The sequence below is a fragment of the Pseudoalteromonas sp. NH0006-46 genome, assembly GCF_057547735.1.
Map to the genome: position 1 here is coordinate 134,731 of NZ_BAAJML010000010.1, position 20,709 is coordinate 155,439.

Sequence of the window (20,709 nt, forward strand, 5' to 3'; positions counted from 1 at the left end):
TTAATAAAAAAATAGTGGCACCAAACTTGTTATTAGTTATTTGTTATCAACAAAAAATAGAGTCATCAAATGAAAAAATTACTATTAGTTAGCGCATTAATCTGTACACCTGTTGCTATGGCACACAACGACAGCGATTCAACAATTTCATTTAGCAACGATCAATGCGATGTGGAGTTTAAAAATGATGTTCGCATTAAGCCAAACGAACTAGAAATTTTTACAGCAAAAAACCAAGCTATGCAATTTAACAATAACGGCGATTTAATGGTAAATGGTGAGTTTGTTGCACTTAATAACTCACAACGCCAAGCACTTACTCAATACTCCGATAGCTTACGCACACAGTTACCGGAAGTCGCTAATATTGCATTAGACGGTGTAAAAATCGCCGGTGTCGCTTTAGAAGAAGTAGGCAATGCGTTTAACATTAACGGCTTAGACGGTATGTCGTCGTTAATGGACGATATACGCTTGGAAGTAGAAAACACGTTTTATCAAGAAGGCACCTTTGTTATGGGCCAGCAAAGTTTTAACCAATTTGGTGAAAACTTTGAACACCAGTTTGAAAAACAAATAGAAACTGCCGTTGAATCAGCAGTCATGCAATCTATGGGCAGTATATTGGTCGCGCTTGGATCTGAATTATTAGGTTCGGGTGGTGATATGGATGCATTTGAAGAGCGCATGGAAAACATGGGCGCACAAATTGAAGAAAAAGTAGAGTTACACGCAAACAATTTAGAGCAACGCGCTAATTCACTGTGCGGTAATTTTGCTGAAATTGCAAAACAAGAAGAGCAGCTAGTAACGTTAGTTCCTGAGCTAGAAGGGTATCAATTATTTACCTTTAAACACGTTAAATAACCCGCACTTTATTCTCCCTATTTAACATCCCTTCAGCAGCATTTTATTGAATGCTGCTTTTTTGTATCTGCTTTCTCTCTTTTCCCTCGTTTATGTTGTTCGGCTCAGATTACGGGGCATTGGTCTGGTTAGCACTTGCCTTAGTAAACAGCTTTGTGGCTTTATACAGATACAGACTTCGTTCACCCTTTTACCTATTTAAATAATAAGTATAAAAACAGCGTCATTACGTTAGCTTTATCACTTTTAACGTTTTTATAAACTTAAATTTAGCTCATACGCCTTACTCTGTTTTTGATAACACTAGCGCTTTAACCACCCAATTTAGAGTCGCTGCGCAAGGCTAAAGTATTCAGTAAACGATTAGCTCTTAAATTAATGCCCTTAGCAAAAAGCTGAGCGGCTCCATCCCCAGTTAGACACGTTTAAACGTAACTAACACTAAAGCGCCTACCTTAAAGTAGGCGCTTTTTATTTACTAAAAGCCCCAACATTGAAAAAATTATATTTTTAGGTCAATTAATATTTTAAATATTAAATTAATAACGATTTTTTATTGCACTGAACACTCCTATCAAGCGCCATGAAAAATGCTATGAACATCACAAGTAAAAACCAAAATAAAATAATCTGAATAATTACCCAATAAAAATAATGGAATATGCATAAATAAAAAGCAAAATAAAAAATAACCCTTATTTAGCAACAGCTTAAACAATATAAAAACAATATAAAAATCAAAAAATAGAAAAAACACAATTAAACACTTAGTTAACAAACGTCAATTCAGATAAATATAACTAATGCCTCACATGTAATTTTTATCGTTTTATTTTTGTACGTTTCGCATGCAAAATGCGCATGTTTTCAACAAACCTAAACCCGGAGCCAAGTGATGAACCCTATAAATACATTAAACCAAACAGCAAACACACAAATTGCAGTTAAACCAACTAACCGAAAAGCAAAAATGCTAGCCAGACTTAATACGCTTGGTAAAAAACTAGCACTTGGCGGCGCAGCTCAGTACAAATAATCATCCAACCATGATTATTTTTTGGTGCAGCCAACACCCAACCACTAAAAACCTTTTTTAGCTCCCTTTGTTTGCTGCAACCTCTTTATTTTATTAAAAATAGTATCAATTCCCCTCTATTTACAAAAAAACACGCATTTACGTCTATTTTTTAGGCAAACAAACATTTTGCTATTTACACACCCCCTCCACCTAAGTATTATTCTGCGTCACGGAGAGATGGCAGAGTGGTCGAATGCACCGGTCTTGAAAACCGGCATAGGTTTGTAGCCTATCTAGGGTTCAAATCCCTATCTCTCCACCATATTCTAGTTGGTGGTTTTTTAATATCATTAACACAACCGGTTATGCGTTGGAGAGGTGTCCGAGTGGCCGAAGGAGCTCCCCTGCTAAGGGAGTATAGAGTTTGTAGCTCTATCGAGGGTTCGAATCCCTCCCTCTCCACCATATACTAGATATAAACCACTTAATTGTGGTTTTTTTGTGCCTGAATTTTAACTCCGTTAACAACGGGGAGGGTGAGAACCCTCGACAGGGTTCGATAAAGTCTCGGGAACAGTTTAGGCCGCTGCAAGCGTCACGTAGCGGTTGATTACATGGATGTAAGCAAGTCTATCCCTCCCTCTCTACCGCATACTAGATTTAAACCACTTAATTGTGGTTTTTTATGACTAAAATTTATTAAAATTAAACAAATTGTAACCCGTTATAACTTAGTGCATTATTAATAAAACTATAGCCACTTCAGGTTTCGCTATGAACCGATTCATATTGTTAATTACATGCACAGCGCTACCTTTTTTTTCTTTTTCGCAAAATACAACGGTATACAAGTGTGTAATTAAAGGCGTTCCTACCTTTAGCCAAACACCGTGCGCAAAAAATGCGGAAGTTATCACTGTAAAAGAAACAAACATTATTGAAGCCTACAAAAACAGTACGCCAAGTAACAACATTACAGACTCTTCAGTAGATAACTTTTTAGAAGTTCAGCAAATAGAGCGTGAAATAAGCAAACTACAATTAACGCTTAAACAAACAGAAAAAGCCTATCAAGAGCAAGTACAGCAAGCCAGCTATGTAACACAAGATCAAGCTAACCGTTTAGGCGCTTCTTCTATTGCTGACGCCATTGCAAAAAAAACCGCACCAATTACTAGCGCCTATGAATCAAAAGTTACGCGTACACAACAACAGATAGATGCTTTGCGTCAACGTAAGCAGTTACTTAGTCAAATTCCTTAAGGGCTTGCTTTATGATTTTGATCAGCGCGTTGATATCTTCTTTAGTTGTATAAATATGTGGTGAAACTCTCACTCCGTATTTGCGCTCATCAACGCTAATGTTTGCTTTGCTTAGCGCGGTTAATACCTGCAGCTGTTTTTTATCAAAAAACAAAATAACTGTTCCACTGCATTGGCTGCTATGTAATGGCGATACAACAAATTCACTTAAATGCTGATGAATATCCGAAATCATCGCTAGATTGTGCCTTCTTACCTTGTTCGCTGTTAGCTCTGCAAAATAAGAAATACTATGGGCAGCAATTACATAAGGCGCAACAGAGGGTGTTCCCCCCCAGAATCGAAGTGCGCTATGGTGATAAGTAAAATTATTAATATTAAACTCAAAGGGGTTTTCGTGAGAAAACCACCCTACATCTTTAGGTTTACACTGTGCTAGTTGGTCTTTATTAATCCATAAATAAGCAGCACCGGGTCCACCGCACAACCACTTAACACTCGATCCAATCATGAAATCGGCATCAAGTGTCGTTAAATCCACAGGCAACACTCCAGCAGATTGCGCCACATCAATTATTGAAAGACTATTAGTAGTCTTACTGCGCAATACAATATCGTTTATCGGTGCTTGCACCCCCGTATTTGAATAAACATGGCTTACAAAAACCATATCTATATCGCAAGTTAAATAACGCTCCCATACAGATAGTTCACTTAGGTTTTCCTCTTCGGGAATAAACACAATTTGCGCACAAGGCGGTAGCGCCTTTTGCATGGCAAACCCCATACTCGGAAAGTCACTTTGCGCCATAAGAACTTTGCAGTGCTTTCGTTGCAATTGAGGATGTGACATCACTAACTTAGTTAATCCGCTTGATAAATTAACCTGCGGGCAAAACTGTGAGCTTGGTGAATTAAATAACTTACCTAACGCAGAAGTAAACGCGTCTATTTGAGGTAGCCATTGCTGCCATGGCTCTTTATTTGAATCTTGCCATGGTGATAGGTAATGTTCTGCAAAATGCCGCTCCATGCTTTTTAACGGCTTACCGACAGAGTGGCTTAATAAATAACTCCCTTCAGCTATGCAAAAATCATCTTTAAACATATTACTTTACCCACTCTTTTAATAAGTTAAGATCGTCAAATCGCGTTTTTATATCGTCTCTTTTTGCTGCTGCGCGCCTGTCTCTTAATTTTTCAAGCGAATCTAACAATACATTCAATGGTGGCCCACTTGCCGTAACTTTACTTAAATGCTGTTCTTGCATTCGCTTAGATGGTTGCGCGATAAACTTTTCTACCAGTTGGTTATGATGACCGATAGCGGTGTCACCATGAAGCTTACATACCTGTATAAAAAGCTGCGCATGACGCTTAAACCAGTGAGCGCTTTTGCTGTTATGAGCATGCAAAAAATCATCCATAAAACTTTGAATACGCATAGATTCTCTTAATATTTGCTGATCTTCTGGCATCATATATAAAAACTTGTCCACCAGCATTTGTGAGTAACTGGGCTCATTTGCACTGCATAGGCCAAGTAACATATCAATGACGTTAATTCCGGCAAAATCGCCTGCGTTTGCACCTCGATAAACCTCTTTTCCCACTCTATATGGTTTGTAATAAGGGCGAACACAATTAAAAAAACGCTCGGTATCAAGCTGTTTGTATAACGCATTATTTGATTCAATCACATTCATGAGCGCATCTTTTGCAACATTGAGTAATTCACCACATAAAGGGTGTGATATGCCAAGCGGAACTATTTTTAACAAAGCATCACTAGCTCGCTTGTACGCCAAAATGCCTTGGGTGTTATAGTCTAAAAAGAGTTTTTCATCAGGTAATTGAGTAAAGCGTTTATAGTTGCCGTTAACAGCTTTATTGTGGGTAGTTAAATGCGCTGTAGCAAACCGAGGGGTTACACCAATCGACGCACCAACATGCATTGCCAATGCCGATGCCTCTACCAGGGGTGATGTAGTTTCTCTGCTAGGTTCTGTTATCTCATGGCGACGACATGCAGCCATAAATAAACCAACATTGCCCAATAAATCAAATGCACGATCGAACCCTTGATCGGTATTTCCCTCTGCTAATAAATGTGAAATTAGCGCATTACCTTGATTTTTTAGCTGCAACTTTAACGCTTCGCCAACACCTTCAACATGTGCTTTATCGGTTTGCTGCCAATAAAGATGCTCTAGCTCAGTGTTTATTTCTACAAACTCAGTTCTTATCCAATCATCAAATATAGCCGTATGTGTATTCATTATTATGCTCTTTTATTTTTATGACTAAATGCTAACAGAGTCGTGCGAGCGTAAATCGTCAAAAAAATGTATAAAAAAGCCTATACTTAGGGGAAATCACTAAAATAATAAAAGTAGTTACCAAAATATGTTAGATAAAAAAGATCAGCAAATACTTACTACCTTGCAAGCAAATGCCAGAATATCGGTGTCTGACCTCGCAAATACAATTAGCCTATCTGATACTCCCTGTTTAAGACGGATTAAAAAACTAGAAAAAGAACATATTATTACGGGCTATCACGCTGCAATTAATCCTAAAGCGCTTGATCTCAATGTATTGGTATATGCTTTTATTAGGTTAAATCAAAATTCAGTTAGCGCGGCAGATCAATTTGAACAATCCGTAGAAAAACTTTCTCATGTATTAGAGTGCAGTGTAATATCAGGTAGTTATGATTATTTATTGAAAATTATTGCCAACGATCTTGAAAGCTATGAACAATTTGTAAAGCATCAATTAGGTGGCTTAAGTTGTATTGCTAACATAGAGTCAACGGTGGTACTTAAGCAATCATTTACTAAAAAGCAGCTTCCGTTGTAATAGTGCTGCAAATAAAGTGTTGTTAGCTATACTAATATTTTAAAAACCAAAACATAAATATATGGATATTATGTGAGAATATTCACCTCAACTTTTCAATCAATTATTTTCTACATACTATTTGCCCTAGCATACTATTTACTGGGTATTGGCCTTACTGCGTTTGCATTTAATTCGCAAATAGTACCTATTTGGTTACCCGCGGGGGTTGCTTTAATTGGCTGTTATATTTGGTGGTGGCGCTTTATTCCCCCTTTATTCGCTGCAGCAATTGCATTTAACTTAAATATATTCGATAACTCAGCTCATGAAGTAATGCTGGTCGGCAATACGTTTACTCAGGCCATTTACATTGCCTTTGGCGTTATTATCCAGGCTATGGTAGGTGCTGCATTACTTAGGTATTGGTTGGGAAATCCGCTTTATTTTCGTAAACGAAAAAACATTGCTTATTTTATTGCTGTAGTTGCTGTTTTAGTAAGCTTACTATCATCGAATATTGGTGTATTTGCGTTAAGTAACTTTAACCCACTTTATAGTATTGAGGACCATTGGCTTCATGTTATTTATTGGTGGTTAGGAGATATATTAGGGGTACTTATTGCCTCACCTTTTTTATTGTCGTTACTGCCCAAAGCACCAGGACAACGTAGAGTTTTAGCCTTTGAAACCATTGCAGTTTGCTCTATTTTATTTATATCTGTGGCGCTTACAGCACAAATTTACGAACGCGAAAACAGCAAAAATACCATTAAAATTGCAGAGCGAGAAGTTGAAGTTATTGAAAACAGTTTATACCGGTATATAAATCAAAGTATTATCGCCGTGCAAAGCTTAGCAAGCCAAGTACAATCATCATCTGAGTTTAATGAGCAAGACTTTTACGCTTCAGCAAATAAACTACTTGAAAAACATTCATTTATTAAAGCATTGTCTTGGAATGTACAAATAACACAAGCGCAGCGTCAAGCACTCAGCGATACAATGTCAAAAATTTATCGGAAAAATATAAACATTGTTGGTGATCCGCTCGAAGATGATGACCCTGTAGTGGTCGTTAAATACATAGCACCTTTAAAAAGTAACCAAAAGGCGGTTGGCTTTAATGTATATTCAAACCCAGATCGAAAAGCATCTTTGCAAAATCCAGCTATTAAGTATTTGCCTATTAGCACTAAAATCATTCAATTAGTCCAAACAAATACGCCAACACCCGCCTACCTATTATTTGCGCCTGTCTATGGTCAAAATGAAAATATAAAGGGCTATGCCACCGGTGTATTTTTGGCGCATAAAATTATTGAACAAGCTATTACACAGCAGCAATCTGAAATGTTTTCTATTGATGTGTTTGAATATGACAACGAACCCGCCTTTTACAGTAACGACTCTCAAAACTTTGAGCAAGCAACCCAAAGCCAGTTAATGTCATTCAATATTAATTTTGGTGGGCAACAATGGCTCATAAAATTAGCACTTAAAGAAAACTATGTTTCTCAGCAAAACATTGAAATGTCTTTATTTTTACTTATGCTACAAACCGCTGTGTGTTTACTTATTATTGTAGTGTTAATGCTATTTAACCAGCAGCAACTAGAGCTTAGTCGTCAAGTAGCCGAACGAACAAACTCACTGGTAAAAGCTAAAAAGCAGTCTGATTTAGCCAATAGCGCTAAAAGCCAATTTTTGGCTAATATGAGTCACGAAATTCGCACTCCATTGAATGCCATTATTGGCCTATCGTCACTTGCCAAAAAAGATGATGATGCTGAAAAGCTTCACAACTATCTCGAAAAAATTTACTCATCTTCAAATAGCTTGTTAAATTTAATAAACGACGTGCTTGATATCTCTAAAATCGAGTCACAACATTTAATACTTGAGTCGATTGCGTTTGATCCAAAAGCCCTTATAAAACGCATAGACACTATGTTTGAGCAGAGTGCGGAAAATAAGAATATTAAATGGATGATCAAGTGTAACTTACCAGTCGATACTTGGTTTGTAGGTGATGCAATGCGCATTGAGCAAATACTACTGAACTTGTGTAGTAACGCGATTAAATTTACTAATGACGGAAGCGTCACCCTCGATATAGACACTGAGTTTGTATCTATTAACAAAGTGAAGTTAAGCATAAAAGTAACCGATACTGGCATAGGCATTGAAAAAAGCCAACATAACACCTTATTTAACGCATTTACCCAAGCCGATAGTTCAACTTCTCGTAAATTTGGAGGGACTGGCCTTGGTTTAACAATAGCTAAGGAGTTATGCCAACTAATGGGAGGAACGCTCAATTTACAAAGTGATTTGGGTAAAGGCTCAACCTTTAGCTTTACCGTAAACTTACACACCACAGAGCCCGAGTTAAAACCCAACATTATATCAAAAGATATTAATATTGCCTCTTTAAATATATTGGTAGCAGAAGATAATCCCGTCAATCAAATGGTGATAAAAGCGATGTTAGGGTCATTAGGCATTGTTCCACACTTGGTTGAAAATGGGGAAGAAGCAATTGAAATGATAAAAAAACAAGCATTTGATCTTGTGTTAATGGACTGTCAGATGCCAGTAATGGATGGCTACAAAGCAACTGAATTAGTACGCGAGTTTAAATCACAACAAGAGCTTCCTATTATTGCATTAACCGCTGACGCCATGCCAGAAGATAAAATTAAAGCTAAAAGAGCGGGCTTTAATGAACATTTAGCAAAACCTGTAGAGCTTACAAAACTAACCGAGTGTTTAAACCAGTTTGTAAAAGCAGGCGCTACATAATGTTAATCAACTCTTGCATAGCTTTAAATTGACTTGTCACTTAGCGTAATAAACAGTTAAATCCACGTATACTCAATATAATTAAAATTTGTGTGCGTAATTAAAAATTACGTGTATGTAAAAGGTCAGATGTTATGCGCAGCTTTTCTCATCGATGGTTTAAAAATATTACTGAAATAGAGCAAGCGCAGTGGCATGCTTTTTTTGGTGATGAACCTTTTACTCAACATGCCTTTTTATACGCCTTAGAACAAAGCCAATGTGTAACACCGCAAAGTGGTTGGCAGCCCTATCATTTAGCTGTTTATGAAGGGAGTAAGTTAATAGCGCTTGCACCAGGTTATTTAAAAAGCCACTCATACGGTGAATATGTATTTGATTGGGCATGGGCTGAAGCATACGAAAAAAATGGTCTTCGCTACTATCCTAAATGGCTCTCAGGCGTGCCATTTAGTCCAATTGAAGGTAAACGCATTGCCATTCATCATACAGACCACATTGCTGTATATAGCTATATTACAGATCAACTCTGCAAACACGGCATTGACCAAGGATGGTCTGGTTGGCATGTTAATTTTTGCGACCAAACACAAGCAAAGTTACTCACTACGCAGCATTCTATGCTAAGAGAGGGCGTTCAATTTCAATGGTTTAATAAAGGTTTTGATATCTTTGATGATTTTTTAACCACGCTAAATTCGCGTAAACGTAGATCGCTAAAAAAGGAACGCGCTAAAATAACACAGCAAAATATCAGTATTGACTGGCTACAAGGTGCAGATATTACACCTGAAACCATGCAGGTGTTCTGCGAGTTTTATCAGCGCACTTACCTGAAGCGATCAGGGCATCTAGGCTATCTAAATAGCGAATTTTTTACCCTTTTACATGCACTGATGGCATCACAGTTAGTTATTATGCTTGCCAAAAAAAACGGCGAAGTCGTTGCTGCAACACTTAGTTTAATTGGTGAAAACACGCTTTACGGCAGATACTGGGGGGCAAGCGAAAATATTGACGCCCTTCACTTTGAGCTATGTTATTACCAAGGGATAGAGTTTGCTATTAAACATAAACTCGACTGCTTTCATTCAGGTGCACAAGGGGAACATAAAATAGCGAGAGGCTTTGAGCCCGTCACTACTTACTCTGCCCACCATATTGTTAACAATGATTTTAACAGTGCTATAGAAGACTACTTGTTTCGAGAGCGCCAGCATATTGCACTTTACAAAGCGCAGTGCACTTCATTACTGCCGTTTAAAAATGAGTAATTGATTATTAGCAGGCATAGCATGATCACTTATAAGCTTAAGTCCTACTTGTTGTGCTAAATGCACAACAGCTTCAAAGTCTCTTATGCCGCTCAAAGGATCTCGCTCAGTTAAAAAGGTGCAAAACTCCTGATTACTTTGACTAGTGTATTCACCTTTGTACTTAAAAGGACCATAAATACACACAACGCCTTCATCATTCAAATGGCGTTTAACCCCGTCAAAAAACCGTTCAACTAGTGACCAACTTACAATATGAAATGTATTTGCAGTGTATATTGCATCTACTGTGTCGATAGGCCATGGCTGGTTTAAATCAAGCTCAATAGGGGGATGTAAATTAGCTAAATCCACTTCACCATGCCATAGCGTAATACCTTCATGATTAATCACGCGATCACTTGTATACCATTGTAGATAAGGTAATTTTTCAGCAAAAAACACACTGTGCTGGCCAGTTCCAGAACCAATTTCTAGTACTGTTTTAACGTTTATTAACGCGCTGTTTAAATGCTCTAAAATAGGGCCTTTATTGTTTTCACATGCTTGTGAAAATGGCTTTGTCATTGAGTGCACCAAAATTGTGGATATTTGCACAATAGTAAAGCAAATTTGCAATATGTTGTCGTGACTAATTATGCTTAATTTATTAAGTTAAATATAATCATGCGGTTAGATATAACCCGCTTGGTTGGTATGTATTATGCAGCAATATAATTAACCCATTTAAGGGTTAATTAACTAATCACAAAAGGATAAAATTATGCATATGCCTCCCTATACCGCTGTTGACGCAGCAGTAGCTATAACCGAAAAAAGTACCGACGATCACAGTGAAACCCTTGATATGAGAGCAACAGTAATTGATTTACTTTCTCACCCTAAACATAATCAGAAGGCGATCACTAAACATGAAACAGACCAGATATTTATTCTCGGCTACAATTAAAATTCACGCCGTAAATAATTTTTATAATAACTATTTACACTGAAACCGATTAAATGTAATGATAACTATTATCATTAGTTGAGTCGGTTTTTTTATGTCTTCAAATCACGCCTTAAATAGCTACCAGCCCACCCTATCATTTAATTGCAAACGACCAGGCCTGCATGCCCCAATGCTCGTTGCTCATTATATAGACGCTGCTCTTAACGTGGCTAAAAACTTTGAACAACTTAATAACCCGCTACTTCAAGAGTATTACCTTAGACGCACACACCATGAAATTATAAATAAAATGTGCGACCCTCTTACTCATAATGCAATTCGCAAACAATGCCTACACCAGCTACACAAACCATTACTTGCATTAAAGCGTTTCTACATAAGCCACAATAGTCGTGCTAAATTTTTATTACTTGAGCGTGAAGCTCGCATTCTTAGTCACGAATTCAACCCTTTTTAAGGAGCAGATCAATGAGCAACTTTAGAACAGAATCAGACAGTATGGGCGAGTTACAAGTACCTGTTAACGCTTTATATCAAGCGCAAACGCAGCGCGCTGTTAATAACTTTGCTATTAGCTCTCTCACTATGCCAGCACAATTTATAAAGGCACTGGCATATATAAAACAAGCTGCAGCACAAAGTAACTATGAGCTAGGGCATCTTAATAAAACCAAGGCAACCGCAATAGAGCTCGCTTGCCAAACGATTATTGATGGTGAGCATTATGACCAGTTTCCTGTTGATGTATTTCAAACAGGTTCAGGAACAAGCTCTAATATGAACGCCAATGAAGTAATCGCAACCCTTGCCAGTACTCAGCAGGATCCTGTACATCCCAATGATGATGTAAATATGGGGCAAAGCTCAAACGATGTAGTCCCTACAGCTATCGCGCTAAGTAGTGCCATAGCCGTAAGACAATCATTACTACCCGCCCTTGAGAAGTTATCGCAACATTTAAAGAATAAAAAGAGCGAGATAGGCGCTATTGTTAAAACGGGTCGCACCCACTTAATGGACGCGATGCCTGTTACATTTGAGCAAACCCTTAATGCATGGCAATCTCAAATTAATCATGCTGCTACGGGCATTGACCGTTCACTCGAACGGGTATGTGAACTTGCACAAGGTGGCACAGCTGTTGGTACGGGTATTAATGCCGACCCAAAGTTTGCTGATGTATTTAGCAAGAACCTGACTAAAAATGTAGGTATACAGTTTTCGCCAAGCAATAACTTTTTTTACAATATTGGTTCGCAAGATGCCATTGTTGCACTATCTGGGCAATTAAAAGTACTCGCTGTAGCTCAAATGAAAATAGCGAACGATCTACGCTGGATGAACTCAGGCCCTCTTGCAGGATTAGGCGAAATAGAACTTGAAGCCCTACAACCAGGCTCATCCATTATGCCGGGTAAAGTAAACCCCGTTATACCAGAAGCCGCTGCCATGGTTAGCGCACAAGTGATTGGTAATGACGCCACAATTACTGTTGCAGGCCAATCTGGTAACTTCGAACTAAATGTGATGCTGCCTGTTATTGCCTATAATATTTTGCAAAGCATAGAGCTACTAGCAAACAGCGCCCAAGCTTTAGCAGAAAAAGCCATCGCCACATTTGTCGTCAATCAAGCTAACATTGACCGCGCGCTTGCTAAAAACCCTATTTTGGTAACTGCACTTAATCCGGTGATCGGTTACGAAAAAGCGGCCAAAATAGCGAAGCAAGCCTATAAACAAGCGCGTCCCATTATAGATGTTGCAGAGCAAGAAACCGATTTACCGCGTAGCGAACTTGAAAAACTGCTTAATCCAACCAAGCTTACACAAGGTGGCCTTTAAACTAGCCCGTATACTTTGGCTTTAATTACTTGATTATATAGTTTTTATTGCCGTTAAAAATGCACCGTGTATGATAGTGATGAATTATTCATCACTATCAAGGTATCTTATGCGCCCTGTATTATTAGCTCTTGTTTTACCCCTTTGTTTAAGTGCGTGTTTAGAAAAAACACCAGCAGAAAAAGAATCAGTAACTACTGCTGAAGTAATAAAACCACAACAACAAACACTAAAAGAAACCACTCAAACAAAAAGTGACGTTGACGCACTTTCAAATACAAGTGTAGAAGCGGTATCAGTTGAAGATATTACAACAGCTAAAGCCCAGTTAAACACGCTTATTGCAGATACAAGCTGCGATACTAGTATGCAATGTAAAGTTATTGCAGTAGGTAGTCGTGCATGCGGTGGCCCTAGTAGCTTTGAAGTTTACTCAACTAAAGCAGCAAGCGACGAACAAGTAAAAACACTCAGTAAAACAATCACCGAGCTTGAAAGTAATTTTAATGCGCAAAAGGGAATGATGAGTATTTGTCAGCATTTAACAACACCAAGCACTCAGTGCGTTAAAAATAAGTGTGTTAAACTTGAAGGCTCAGCGGTAAGTGTATTTTAAGGATAACAATATGAGTGGTTTAACATTGACAGTAAAATTATCAATTTTTAGTGTTGCTGCTAGCATTTTATTACTCAGTGGCTGCTCAACCACAGCACCTGAAAATGGCGCTAAAGGCCAAAGCTTGTCGGCTTTAAATAGCCAACTTGCCAATATAGTTGATAACAACGGCTGTACGGCAAGCTTTCAGTGCAAAGTACTTGAAGTAGGAGCGCGAGCCTGCGGTGGACCGAGTAAATATGCCGTTTATTCAACGCTAAATACTCCACAAGAACAAGCAGAAAGCATTGCGCAGCAAATCACCGAACAAGAAAAAAATCAAAATGAACAGCAATCATTAACTGATTGTTTACCGGTTATTGAAGTACAATCGCTATGTATTAACCAGCAATGCCAATCAATCGATATCAAGTAATGAAGTGTTGAGGGGGATTTCAGCGTTAACTTAAGTACGGAATAAGCGCTGAAATAACCACGACCAACAGCACGCATATCCCTGCTTTAAGTATGTATTTCATTGGCATTGTTTTTAGTATCCAGTACGCATATATAAAACGCACAAAATAACTTGCTGCAGTACCAAATAACGCAAAAATAATTAGGTAAGTAATCAGTATAATATTCAAAGCAGTACTTCTTTATCGTTGTTACCTTTAGTGTAAGGGCTTAATACAAAGAACGCAAAAGCACTGCTTTAGTTAACTTAAACTCTGGTTAATCGCTTTACGAGTACAATGTAAAATAACCTTTTCAAACGTGATATTCTCTAGCCGAAATAATTGCTTGATATAGATTCATTACCCAGAGATCAGGTTAACTATTTTGTTTTTTTAGTATGCGCAATTAGAAGCTCTGCAACTTGTTGCTTTACCGCACGCTTATCTTCACTGGGTACATCAAAACGGCTCGCTAATTGCGCTATCTCATCGTCATTTAAATTGAACGATAAGCGCTGACGCGTTTTTTTTGACTTTACATCTAAGCCAAGTATTTTCCGGATCATATCTGATGGTGTGAGCTCTTGGTCAATTGCTTGCTTTTTTATTTGCTTTTGAACATCGCTACTTAAATCAAATGCCATTTGTGTAGCACGCACGGCCTGCTCTTGGCGTAACCACTTATCTTTAGCATCACTCACTTCGCGTCTCCAGGAAATAAATCCACAATATCGGTAATTGGACGCGTAAGTGTTAATGACACTTCGGTTTCGCCGCCATCCCAAATTTCAATATTTAAACTATGCCCCTCATCAGGCGATGCTAAACATATCATTTCACAGGGCTCACCACCGTCTTGTTCATAGCGCGGTAAGCTTTGACCACGAAAGTCTTTATTATGAAAATAACAAACAAACGGCGACTCAGTTTGTTGGTAACTTTTAGCCAAAAACTGCATAAAACGCTCGGGGGTATTTTTAACTGCAATATGCGTTAATGACTCTTCATCAAAAATACGAGCAAATTCATCAAGAGTGAAAATATCATCAACTTCATCTCGCTGAACTTTTATCGAAAAATTAGCCCACTGCTCACCGTCTTCTTGTGCAATTTGCAAAAATACGACTTGCCCGCTGTTGGTCTCAAGCACAAACTCAGTGTCACTACTGTGCTGATATTGATAAGTTTGTACATCAATAACACGCAACGTCTGTCCTTTTAACCAAGACGGATAAGCGAACGAATCGATCACTGTGAACATGTCGCCTTTTTTTAACTCACTTGCATGATTAAGCTGACGTTCTGGCTCTTTTTTAGATTTGAAAAAATTAAACATAATGAAGCATCCCTTAAGCAAAAAAGGTAACTAAGCACAGCTTAATTACCTTTCATTTATAATGTACGTACTATTAGCCGTTTTGCTTAGCTTTAATACGCGCTAAAATGTCAGCACTTTTTGGACTGGTGTCACCAATACCCGCTTCAGCCATTTTAGCTTTTAAATCGTCGCCATTCACTTCCGACTCAAGCTCTTTTGCAGCACCTAACTGGTCGCTACGATCTTGTTGGCGTTGCTTAATACGCTCAAGTGATTGTCGAGCTGAGGTCATCGACGAGCTATTGGTATTAAGTGTACTGTTAACAGCCATTGTTGCTTGCTGTACGCTCTCAGTGGTTTTCACCATAGTAAGTTGGCGTTGGTTTTCTTTAATCGACTTTTCAGCATCTTTAACTTGCTGCTTAAGTGTCACAATGTGATTGCTAAAGCCCGCTAAAACTTGCTCATTTTCTGCCTTTTCAGCTTCAAAATCACCAATTTTTTCAGCAATTTCTAATGCTAAAGCTTCATTGCCTTTTTCAAGTGCTTGGCCTGCATAAGCCTCGTGCTCGGCAATTGATGCATCTACTGCGCTAATTTTACGCTTAGTCTGCATTTCTTTAGCCATTACTTCTGTCAGGCTCTTTTTAGCACGGTGAAGTGCATTTTGTGCATCCGCAATTTCTTGTTCAAAAATACGGATACCATTTGCATCTACAATTGCTTCGCCTGCTTCACGTGCACCGCCACGTACAGCTGTAAATAATTTTTTTAATATACTCATAATCTTAACTCCACTAACTAGTTACTAATCGTTTAAATACAAGGTCACGGCTTCTAGTGCGTCAATAGCGTTATCAGCTAATGTCACTAGTTCGTGGGTAACGTCATCTAATGATGAATTTACCGACAGTGCACCAAAAATCGCGTATTTATTATCGATTTTAGCAAATGCACTTAGTGGAATTGGCACGTTTAAACGTAGTAATGTTTCGTTTAACTCGTTGCGTAATTCACTCTTTACTTCGTCTTCGCCAAACAAGTAGCTAATACATAACAACTGCTCTTGAGTTTGCGTAACAAAAATTGGAAGTTCATCATTTCCATCAACAATGACTTGTAAAACATCTTGCTCACCTGGATTGGCAATCAAGAAAGACTCAAAGTTAGCACCTTCAGTTTCAAAAGAAGCTAATTTTATTGAAAGTTCGTTTAATTCCATGTCTCTGCCTTTGTGTTGTTTGACATATTATGTCTGAGTTAAGATTCGCACGGCAGACATATTATGTCAACCATGTTTTGTTAGTTTTTATACAGTTCACTTTCTATTTGCCATGCTGATCGGTAATAATCATAAAGCTGACCAGACCCTAACCTATTGACTTCAATGTCTTTTATTTGTTCAAAATACTGATTAGGAAATGCAAAACTTGCAAGTAAATATTTTTTACTTATCCATCGTGACGATACCGGCATAATGTCTATATTATTTATTCTTGCACTTGCTGGTTGGCCCATTTTTGTAGCGATTGTCCATCCCCACTGGCCAAACGATGGAATATTTTGTTGATATTGCTCCACGTAATCAAACCCAGCCGCCTTTACCGTTTTGGCTATACTCAAGAACGCCTTTTTTGCATGATACGGCGACGTTGATTGCACGGCCATAGCCCCATCAGGAGCCAACAACTGACGTACGTGATTATAAAAATAATCGCTGTAAAGCTTATTCAAGTCTGGGTGATTTGGATCAGGTAAATCAATAATAACAGTATCAAACTGTTTATTTTGATCGAGTAACTTTTCCACTTCTAAAAAGGCATCACCTACAATAACTTGTGCGCTGGGGTCTTTCATTGAGTCGTTATTAAGGTTTACCAGCCGCTGCGTAATAGCCGCTGGTGAGTGAAACTTATCGTCTTCATGACCAAATAAATCAAGTAGTTGTCCATCTAAATCAATTAGAGTGACTTCGTTTACTGGCCACTTTAAAACATCCCTGAGTGCTAAACCGTCCCCCCCGCCAATAATCAACACCTTATCGTGACGGTTAGAGGCAAGCATAGCCGGATAGACGAGCATTGAATGGTATATTTGCTCATCAACACTAGAGAACTGTAAGCGACCATTTAAGTACAGGTCGGTAATGGGTTGCGCTTGGTTTTTGCTTAGCCTCTCGGTTAAAACAACATGTTGATATTTAGTCGCTTGAGAATAAATAACCTTATCTTTGTACAACACATTGCTTAGGCTGTTCATCCAGCTACTACCAAGTACTAAAATAAAGCCAAACAACACCAGTAGTAGAATATGGCAAACCAATAAGGCTTTAGCAAAACGTACATGGGCATGGTAACGCCATAAAAAGGCAAGACCTGCAATAATATTAAACAAAGCAGTCCATGCGGCGGCTTGCATTATCGGCATAGCAAGCATTATGCTCACCCAAATTGCTGCGCCAATACCTGCACCAATGTAGTCTGCACCATAAATTGTACCCGCGTTATTTTCTAAGAATCGGCCATACACATGCTGACGAATACGCGCTATAAGCGGTATTTCCATGCCAATAAATAATCCTAAAATTAAGCCAAATACATAAGGCAAAAAGCGCGACCATTCTTGCAGCTTTTGAAATACGTAACCATTGAGCACAACATCAGGGGGCAGATTAAAAATACTTGAAAATAGATGAGGAAGTGAATAACTAACCGCAATGACACTGGCTATCGCTAAAATACAGCCCATACCAATCAAAGCAATTATGCTTTCTAACCAAGCAAATGCGGTAAAGGCATCTTTAAACCAACGCGCTAAAAATGCCCCTAACCCCATGGCAACTATCATGGTACCAATCATTGCGTAAATAGCACTTTCTACAGAGCCTAATACTCGACCAGCGTAATGAGAGAGTAGGTATTCATAAATAAGGCCGCACCCAGCGAGCACGGCCATTACAGTAATAAGTAATATATCATGCCCAAGTAAGCGTGACTTACTTGGGCTTTGGGTTGTAGTTGACACTGATTATGCGCCTAATAAAGTTGCCATTGTGATGCCTACAGCAAACGACACAGCTGCAGAAATAGCTGCTACACCCACATTTTTTTGACGATTAACTTCATCAGAAATATCACAACCCGATAAAATTATTTTAATAGTCACCAAATGCAAAATAATAAACGCAACCAAGCTCACAATTGCACTAACAGCCCAATACAATAAGCTAGCATTAATATTATCAGCAGCGTAAGGGGCAATACCTGTTGCCGCTGTGATAGCTAATGCACTTCCCACTAAATAGCCTGCGTAACGAATGCCAACGGCTAAGTTATCATCAATGATAGCTTGTTGAAGACAATCGCCATTTTTATTGGTTCGCTTGAATAACATAACTCTGTATTGGCTTACAAACAATAATACAATACTGCCAATAACAAAGGCTGCAATAACAACAGGTAAACCATGCCATCCTTCTGTAGCAACCCACAGCAATGCAGAGCGTATAACCACTGCAACACTGACTACGTGGCCAAAATCAATAATTGACGCAGTAACATTACCTTTGACTATTTCATCGTGCAGACTTACTTTACGCAGCGCTACTTTATCTTGAAAGAAGTGACCTAATTTAATTAATACGATAGCAAGCGCGCCATAACCAATCATTTGTAACGCTTCTTGCTGAAGTGTTGCAGCAAACGCCCCGCTACTAACACCCGTTAATACAATTGCAAGCGCAACTAAACCAGCAGCAAAACTAATACCAAAAGCAAAGTTATCGCGCTCGGTTATTTCATCATTGGCATGCAAGTTCGAAACCCAGCCTTTAATGTATTTAAGGCTCACAAATAACAACACTATTACAGCGAAATCGATTGCCAATGCTTGCAGCGACCACATAGTTATTCCATTAAATTCGTACATATTATTATAACTCCAACTTTATTCTTTACTTACCACGGCTCACGCCACGAGAGGTTCTGCTACCACTGTCACGAACCGAACCGGAGCTATTACTATAGCTACTTGATCGCGAGTAACTGCTACGGCTTTTAGGCGGTGTATAACTACTGCGACTCAAACCTGAAGCCCCTGTCTTTTTACTCGCATAAGGGCTTGTGAATTGCTTGCCTTGACGTTGGTATGTTTGACGTGTGCGTGTTTCTAATGCGCTTTGTGTTTTAATTTGTTTAGGGCTTGAGTAGCGGTAACGACCGTAGTCATTGTAGTAACTATACTTACGGCGTTTACTCCAGCTTCCATATTCAACCCTGTCAAATACATCACCCAAAATCCGGTACATACCGTACCACTGCCAAAAGCTGATGCCACTGCTATTAGTTTGCCAGTTTCCATAATTAGGGTTGCCGACCATTTGGTTGCCTACCCCTTCGCCTTCAGCTTGCTGGCTAATAGCACCAACACGTGCCAATGACCCATTCGACATGTCAGCTAGCATATTTACAGGATCGGTTAACGCATCAGAAAACAGAGTCGGCTTTGCTGCTTCGCGTAAAAGATCGATACTGTGTAAAGTATCTTCATATGGAGGAATTAAGTAGGTACTTTTAATCTCTTTAAGTCGCTGTGATAAGCCACTATAAAGTGCACCTTGGCGTGAGGCATCTAAGGTAATTACATCAACAACATTTGCAAGTTCTGGCTGTTGTTTTTTTAGAAGCGCACCATACTCTTTAAGTAATACAGCATTGCGTATACTGCCATTATCTAGCGCACTACCTAACTGTGATAGCTCAGCATCCGCTTTTTTTATAGACTCTTGGATTGTTTGTTGCAATTGCTCTTCTTTAGATTGACATCCTACAAGCACCGTAAACAAACAAAACAGGCCTATAAGTTTCCAAACTTTACTATTCGACATTCATGTCACCTGATTTACTAAATTAACATCAGTAGTCTTACACAGCTCACTTAGTAAGCCAAGAATGAAATTGCAACAAAATGAGAAGAGATGTAAAGAATAATACGTATAACAAAATGTAAAAGCTTATGCTCTAAGCACTGGATATAACTAACTTAATTTTTACGCTGATTAAAATCTTTGAGGAGTGGATCGTAGCTTGGTGTTTACTTTATCCCAAACAGTAAAAAAAACACCACATTGCTGTAATGGGTTTCGCTTATTTGAAGTCGGTGCGCTACAAAGTAGAATATTGTGATGCCCACCGCGGTGAAAAGTCACAGTGAAATGTTGCACTACCATCGCTCAATGCATTCAATAGCCAAAACACTGTTAACAAAGAGGCGCTTCGCTTAAGAGACGCTGCGCTTTGGAGAAGAAAATGCTTAACTTTATTTTTCTATAGACGTAAAAAAGCCCGATTCTTTCGAATCGGGCTTTCTTTTATTTGAAGCCTGGTAATGTCCTACTTTCACATAGCAAATGGGACACTATCATTGGTCGGGGCTCGCCTTCGAGCTGTTTTGTTTCACTACTGAGTTCGGCATGGAC

General features: G+C 38.6%; 22 protein-coding genes and 2 tRNA genes. 13 read left to right on the forward strand and 11 right to left on the reverse strand.

What is annotated here, in order from left to right:
* The first annotated feature begins 69 nt into the window (after positions 1 to 69).
* From AC27I2_RS16995 to AC27I2_RS17015, 5 genes are all read left to right on the forward strand, one after another.
* Positions 70 to 867 (forward strand): YggN family protein, encoded by a 798-nt coding sequence (locus AC27I2_RS16995; protein ID WP_487204951.1) that lies wholly within the window; start codon positions 70 to 72, stop codon positions 865 to 867.
* An 895-nt stretch (positions 868 to 1,762) separates the two neighbouring features.
* On the forward strand, positions 1,763 to 1,903 hold the full coding sequence (locus AC27I2_RS17000) for a hypothetical protein (protein WP_008128321.1): 141 nt from the start codon (positions 1,763 to 1,765) through the stop codon (positions 1,901 to 1,903).
* 213 nt (positions 1,904 to 2,116) lie between these two features.
* Positions 2,117 to 2,207: transfer RNA gene (locus AC27I2_RS17005), tRNA-Ser, on the forward strand.
* 50 nt (positions 2,208 to 2,257) lie between these two features.
* Positions 2,258 to 2,350 (forward strand) — tRNA-Ser (locus AC27I2_RS17010).
* A gap of 309 nt (positions 2,351 to 2,659) precedes the next feature.
* Complete coding sequence (locus AC27I2_RS17015) at positions 2,660 to 3,148, forward strand: RNA-binding protein (protein WP_138530542.1); 489 nt, start codon at positions 2,660 to 2,662, stop codon at positions 3,146 to 3,148.
* Here AC27I2_RS17015 and AC27I2_RS17020 read toward each other — a convergent pair.
* Entirely contained in the window at positions 3,132 to 4,256 is a 1,125-nt protein-coding gene (locus tag AC27I2_RS17020; RefSeq protein WP_138530544.1) for an aminotransferase class V-fold PLP-dependent enzyme, read from the reverse strand. The genes AC27I2_RS17015 and AC27I2_RS17020 overlap by 17 nt on opposite strands.
* Position 4,257: 1 nt before the next feature.
* Positions 4,258 to 5,427 carry a PrnB family protein gene (locus AC27I2_RS17025; RefSeq protein WP_487204952.1) on the reverse strand — a complete coding sequence of 390 codons (1,170 nt, stop codon included), beginning with the start codon at positions 5,425 to 5,427 and terminating at the stop codon, positions 4,258 to 4,260.
* A gap of 127 nt (positions 5,428 to 5,554) precedes the next feature.
* Here AC27I2_RS17025 and AC27I2_RS17030 point away from each other — a divergent pair, with 127 nt between their 5' ends.
* The 3 genes from AC27I2_RS17030 (at position 5,555) to AC27I2_RS17040 (ending at position 10,068) form a co-directional block, all read left to right on the forward strand.
* Positions 5,555 to 6,010 (forward strand): Lrp/AsnC family transcriptional regulator, encoded by a 456-nt coding sequence (locus tag AC27I2_RS17030; protein WP_058552770.1) that lies wholly within the window; start codon positions 5,555 to 5,557, stop codon positions 6,008 to 6,010.
* Between the two features lie 72 nt (positions 6,011 to 6,082).
* Complete coding sequence (locus AC27I2_RS17035) at positions 6,083 to 8,794, forward strand: ATP-binding protein (RefSeq protein WP_487204953.1); 2,712 nt, start codon at positions 6,083 to 6,085, stop codon at positions 8,792 to 8,794.
* A 134-nt stretch (positions 8,795 to 8,928) separates the two neighbouring features.
* Positions 8,929 to 10,068, forward strand: coding sequence for a GNAT family N-acetyltransferase (locus AC27I2_RS17040; RefSeq protein ID WP_487204954.1), 1,140 nt, complete (start codon positions 8,929 to 8,931; stop codon positions 10,066 to 10,068).
* On the opposite strand, the gene AC27I2_RS17045 is transcribed toward AC27I2_RS17040, so the two are convergent.
* Positions 10,045 to 10,635: a DUF938 domain-containing protein gene (locus AC27I2_RS17045; protein WP_219423163.1), complete on the reverse strand. Its 591-nt coding sequence runs from the start codon at positions 10,633 to 10,635 to the stop codon at positions 10,045 to 10,047. The two genes, AC27I2_RS17040 and AC27I2_RS17045, sit on opposite strands and share 24 nt — an antisense overlap.
* Positions 10,636 to 10,831: 196 nt before the next feature.
* On the opposite strand from AC27I2_RS17045, the gene AC27I2_RS17050 reads away from it, so the two are divergent.
* The 5 genes from AC27I2_RS17050 to AC27I2_RS17070 all read left to right on the forward strand — a co-directional run bounded on the left by AC27I2_RS17050 (position 10,832) and on the right by AC27I2_RS17070 (position 13,893).
* Positions 10,832 to 11,017, forward strand: a complete 186-nt coding sequence (locus AC27I2_RS17050) for a hypothetical protein (RefSeq protein WP_010558102.1) — start codon at positions 10,832 to 10,834, stop codon at positions 11,015 to 11,017.
* A 94-nt stretch (positions 11,018 to 11,111) separates the two neighbouring features.
* On the forward strand, positions 11,112 to 11,477 hold the full coding sequence (locus tag AC27I2_RS17055; RefSeq protein WP_257903645.1) for a hypothetical protein: 366 nt from the start codon (positions 11,112 to 11,114) through the stop codon (positions 11,475 to 11,477).
* A gap of 11 nt (positions 11,478 to 11,488) precedes the next feature.
* Complete coding sequence (locus AC27I2_RS17060; RefSeq protein ID WP_138530554.1) at positions 11,489 to 12,862, forward strand: class II fumarate hydratase; 1,374 nt, start codon at positions 11,489 to 11,491, stop codon at positions 12,860 to 12,862.
* Between the two features lie 109 nt (positions 12,863 to 12,971).
* Positions 12,972 to 13,478: a hypothetical protein gene (locus AC27I2_RS17065; RefSeq protein ID WP_487204955.1), complete on the forward strand. Its 507-nt coding sequence runs from the start codon at positions 12,972 to 12,974 to the stop codon at positions 13,476 to 13,478.
* Positions 13,479 to 13,488: 10 nt separating this feature from the next.
* Positions 13,489 to 13,893, forward strand: a complete 405-nt coding sequence (locus AC27I2_RS17070) for a hypothetical protein (RefSeq protein ID WP_058405884.1) — start codon at positions 13,489 to 13,491, stop codon at positions 13,891 to 13,893.
* Between the two features lie 25 nt (positions 13,894 to 13,918).
* On the opposite strand, the gene AC27I2_RS17075 is transcribed toward AC27I2_RS17070, so the two are convergent.
* The 8 genes from AC27I2_RS17075 to AC27I2_RS17110 form a co-directional block, all read right to left on the reverse strand.
* Positions 13,919 to 14,104, reverse strand: coding sequence for a hypothetical protein (locus AC27I2_RS17075; RefSeq protein WP_058552775.1), 186 nt, complete (start codon positions 14,102 to 14,104; stop codon positions 13,919 to 13,921).
* A gap of 191 nt (positions 14,105 to 14,295) precedes the next feature.
* A complete protein-coding gene (locus AC27I2_RS17080; RefSeq protein WP_058405885.1) occupies positions 14,296 to 14,616 on the reverse strand; it encodes a hypothetical protein in 321 nt (106 codons plus the stop codon).
* A complete protein-coding gene (locus tag AC27I2_RS17085; RefSeq protein WP_058405886.1) occupies positions 14,613 to 15,251 on the reverse strand; it encodes a DUF4178 domain-containing protein in 639 nt (212 codons plus the stop codon). The genes AC27I2_RS17080 and AC27I2_RS17085 overlap by 4 nt, the downstream gene beginning before the upstream one ends.
* A gap of 73 nt (positions 15,252 to 15,324) precedes the next feature.
* A complete protein-coding gene (locus AC27I2_RS17090) occupies positions 15,325 to 16,017 on the reverse strand; it encodes a PspA/IM30 family protein (protein WP_006793819.1) in 693 nt (230 codons plus the stop codon).
* 24 nt (positions 16,018 to 16,041) lie between these two features.
* On the reverse strand, positions 16,042 to 16,455 hold the full coding sequence (locus AC27I2_RS17095; protein ID WP_006793818.1) for a YjfI family protein: 414 nt from the start codon (positions 16,453 to 16,455) through the stop codon (positions 16,042 to 16,044).
* A gap of 80 nt (positions 16,456 to 16,535) precedes the next feature.
* Positions 16,536 to 18,257, reverse strand: coding sequence for a polyamine aminopropyltransferase (locus AC27I2_RS17100; RefSeq protein ID WP_487204956.1), 1,722 nt, complete (start codon positions 18,255 to 18,257; stop codon positions 16,536 to 16,538).
* A 3-nt stretch (positions 18,258 to 18,260) separates the two neighbouring features.
* Positions 18,261 to 19,160: a DUF350 domain-containing protein gene (locus AC27I2_RS17105; RefSeq protein WP_219423171.1), complete on the reverse strand. Its 900-nt coding sequence runs from the start codon at positions 19,158 to 19,160 to the stop codon at positions 18,261 to 18,263.
* 25 nt (positions 19,161 to 19,185) lie between these two features.
* A complete protein-coding gene (locus AC27I2_RS17110) occupies positions 19,186 to 20,118 on the reverse strand; it encodes a CHAD domain-containing protein (RefSeq protein WP_219423173.1) in 933 nt (310 codons plus the stop codon).
* Positions 20,119 to 20,709: the final 591 nt, after the last annotated feature.

Excerpts from the sequence above, each read along its gene's own strand:
- AC27I2_RS16995 (WP_487204951.1), top strand. The coding sequence starts at position 70 with ATGAAAAAATTACTATTAGTTAGCGCATTAATCTGTACACCTGTTGCT.
- AC27I2_RS17000 (WP_008128321.1), top strand. The coding sequence starts at position 1,763 with ATGAACCCTATAAATACATTAAACCAAACAGCAAACACACAAATTGCA.
- AC27I2_RS17015 (WP_138530542.1), top strand. The coding sequence starts at position 2,660 with ATGAACCGATTCATATTGTTAATTACATGCACAGCGCTACCTTTTTTT.
- AC27I2_RS17020 (WP_138530544.1), bottom strand. The coding sequence starts at position 4,256 with ATGTTTAAAGATGATTTTTGCATAGCTGAAGGGAGTTATTTATTAAGC.
- AC27I2_RS17025 (WP_487204952.1), bottom strand. The coding sequence starts at position 5,427 with ATGAATACACATACGGCTATATTTGATGATTGGATAAGAACTGAGTTT.
- AC27I2_RS17030 (WP_058552770.1), top strand. The coding sequence starts at position 5,555 with ATGTTAGATAAAAAAGATCAGCAAATACTTACTACCTTGCAAGCAAAT.
- AC27I2_RS17040 (WP_487204954.1), top strand. The coding sequence starts at position 8,929 with ATGCGCAGCTTTTCTCATCGATGGTTTAAAAATATTACTGAAATAGAG.
- AC27I2_RS17045 (WP_219423163.1), bottom strand. The coding sequence starts at position 10,635 with ATGACAAAGCCATTTTCACAAGCATGTGAAAACAATAAAGGCCCTATT.
- AC27I2_RS17050 (WP_010558102.1), top strand. The coding sequence starts at position 10,832 with ATGCATATGCCTCCCTATACCGCTGTTGACGCAGCAGTAGCTATAACC.
- AC27I2_RS17055 (WP_257903645.1), top strand. The coding sequence starts at position 11,112 with ATGTCTTCAAATCACGCCTTAAATAGCTACCAGCCCACCCTATCATTT.
- AC27I2_RS17060 (WP_138530554.1), top strand. The coding sequence starts at position 11,489 with ATGAGCAACTTTAGAACAGAATCAGACAGTATGGGCGAGTTACAAGTA.
- AC27I2_RS17065 (WP_487204955.1), top strand. The coding sequence starts at position 12,972 with ATGCGCCCTGTATTATTAGCTCTTGTTTTACCCCTTTGTTTAAGTGCG.
- AC27I2_RS17070 (WP_058405884.1), top strand. The coding sequence starts at position 13,489 with ATGAGTGGTTTAACATTGACAGTAAAATTATCAATTTTTAGTGTTGCT.
- AC27I2_RS17085 (WP_058405886.1), bottom strand. The coding sequence starts at position 15,251 with ATGTTTAATTTTTTCAAATCTAAAAAAGAGCCAGAACGTCAGCTTAAT.
- AC27I2_RS17090 (WP_006793819.1), bottom strand. The coding sequence starts at position 16,017 with ATGAGTATATTAAAAAAATTATTTACAGCTGTACGTGGCGGTGCACGT.
- AC27I2_RS17095 (WP_006793818.1), bottom strand. The coding sequence starts at position 16,455 with ATGGAATTAAACGAACTTTCAATAAAATTAGCTTCTTTTGAAACTGAA.
- AC27I2_RS17105 (WP_219423171.1), bottom strand. The coding sequence starts at position 19,160 with ATGTACGAATTTAATGGAATAACTATGTGGTCGCTGCAAGCATTGGCA.
- AC27I2_RS17110 (WP_219423173.1), bottom strand. The coding sequence starts at position 20,118 with ATGTCGAATAGTAAAGTTTGGAAACTTATAGGCCTGTTTTGTTTGTTT.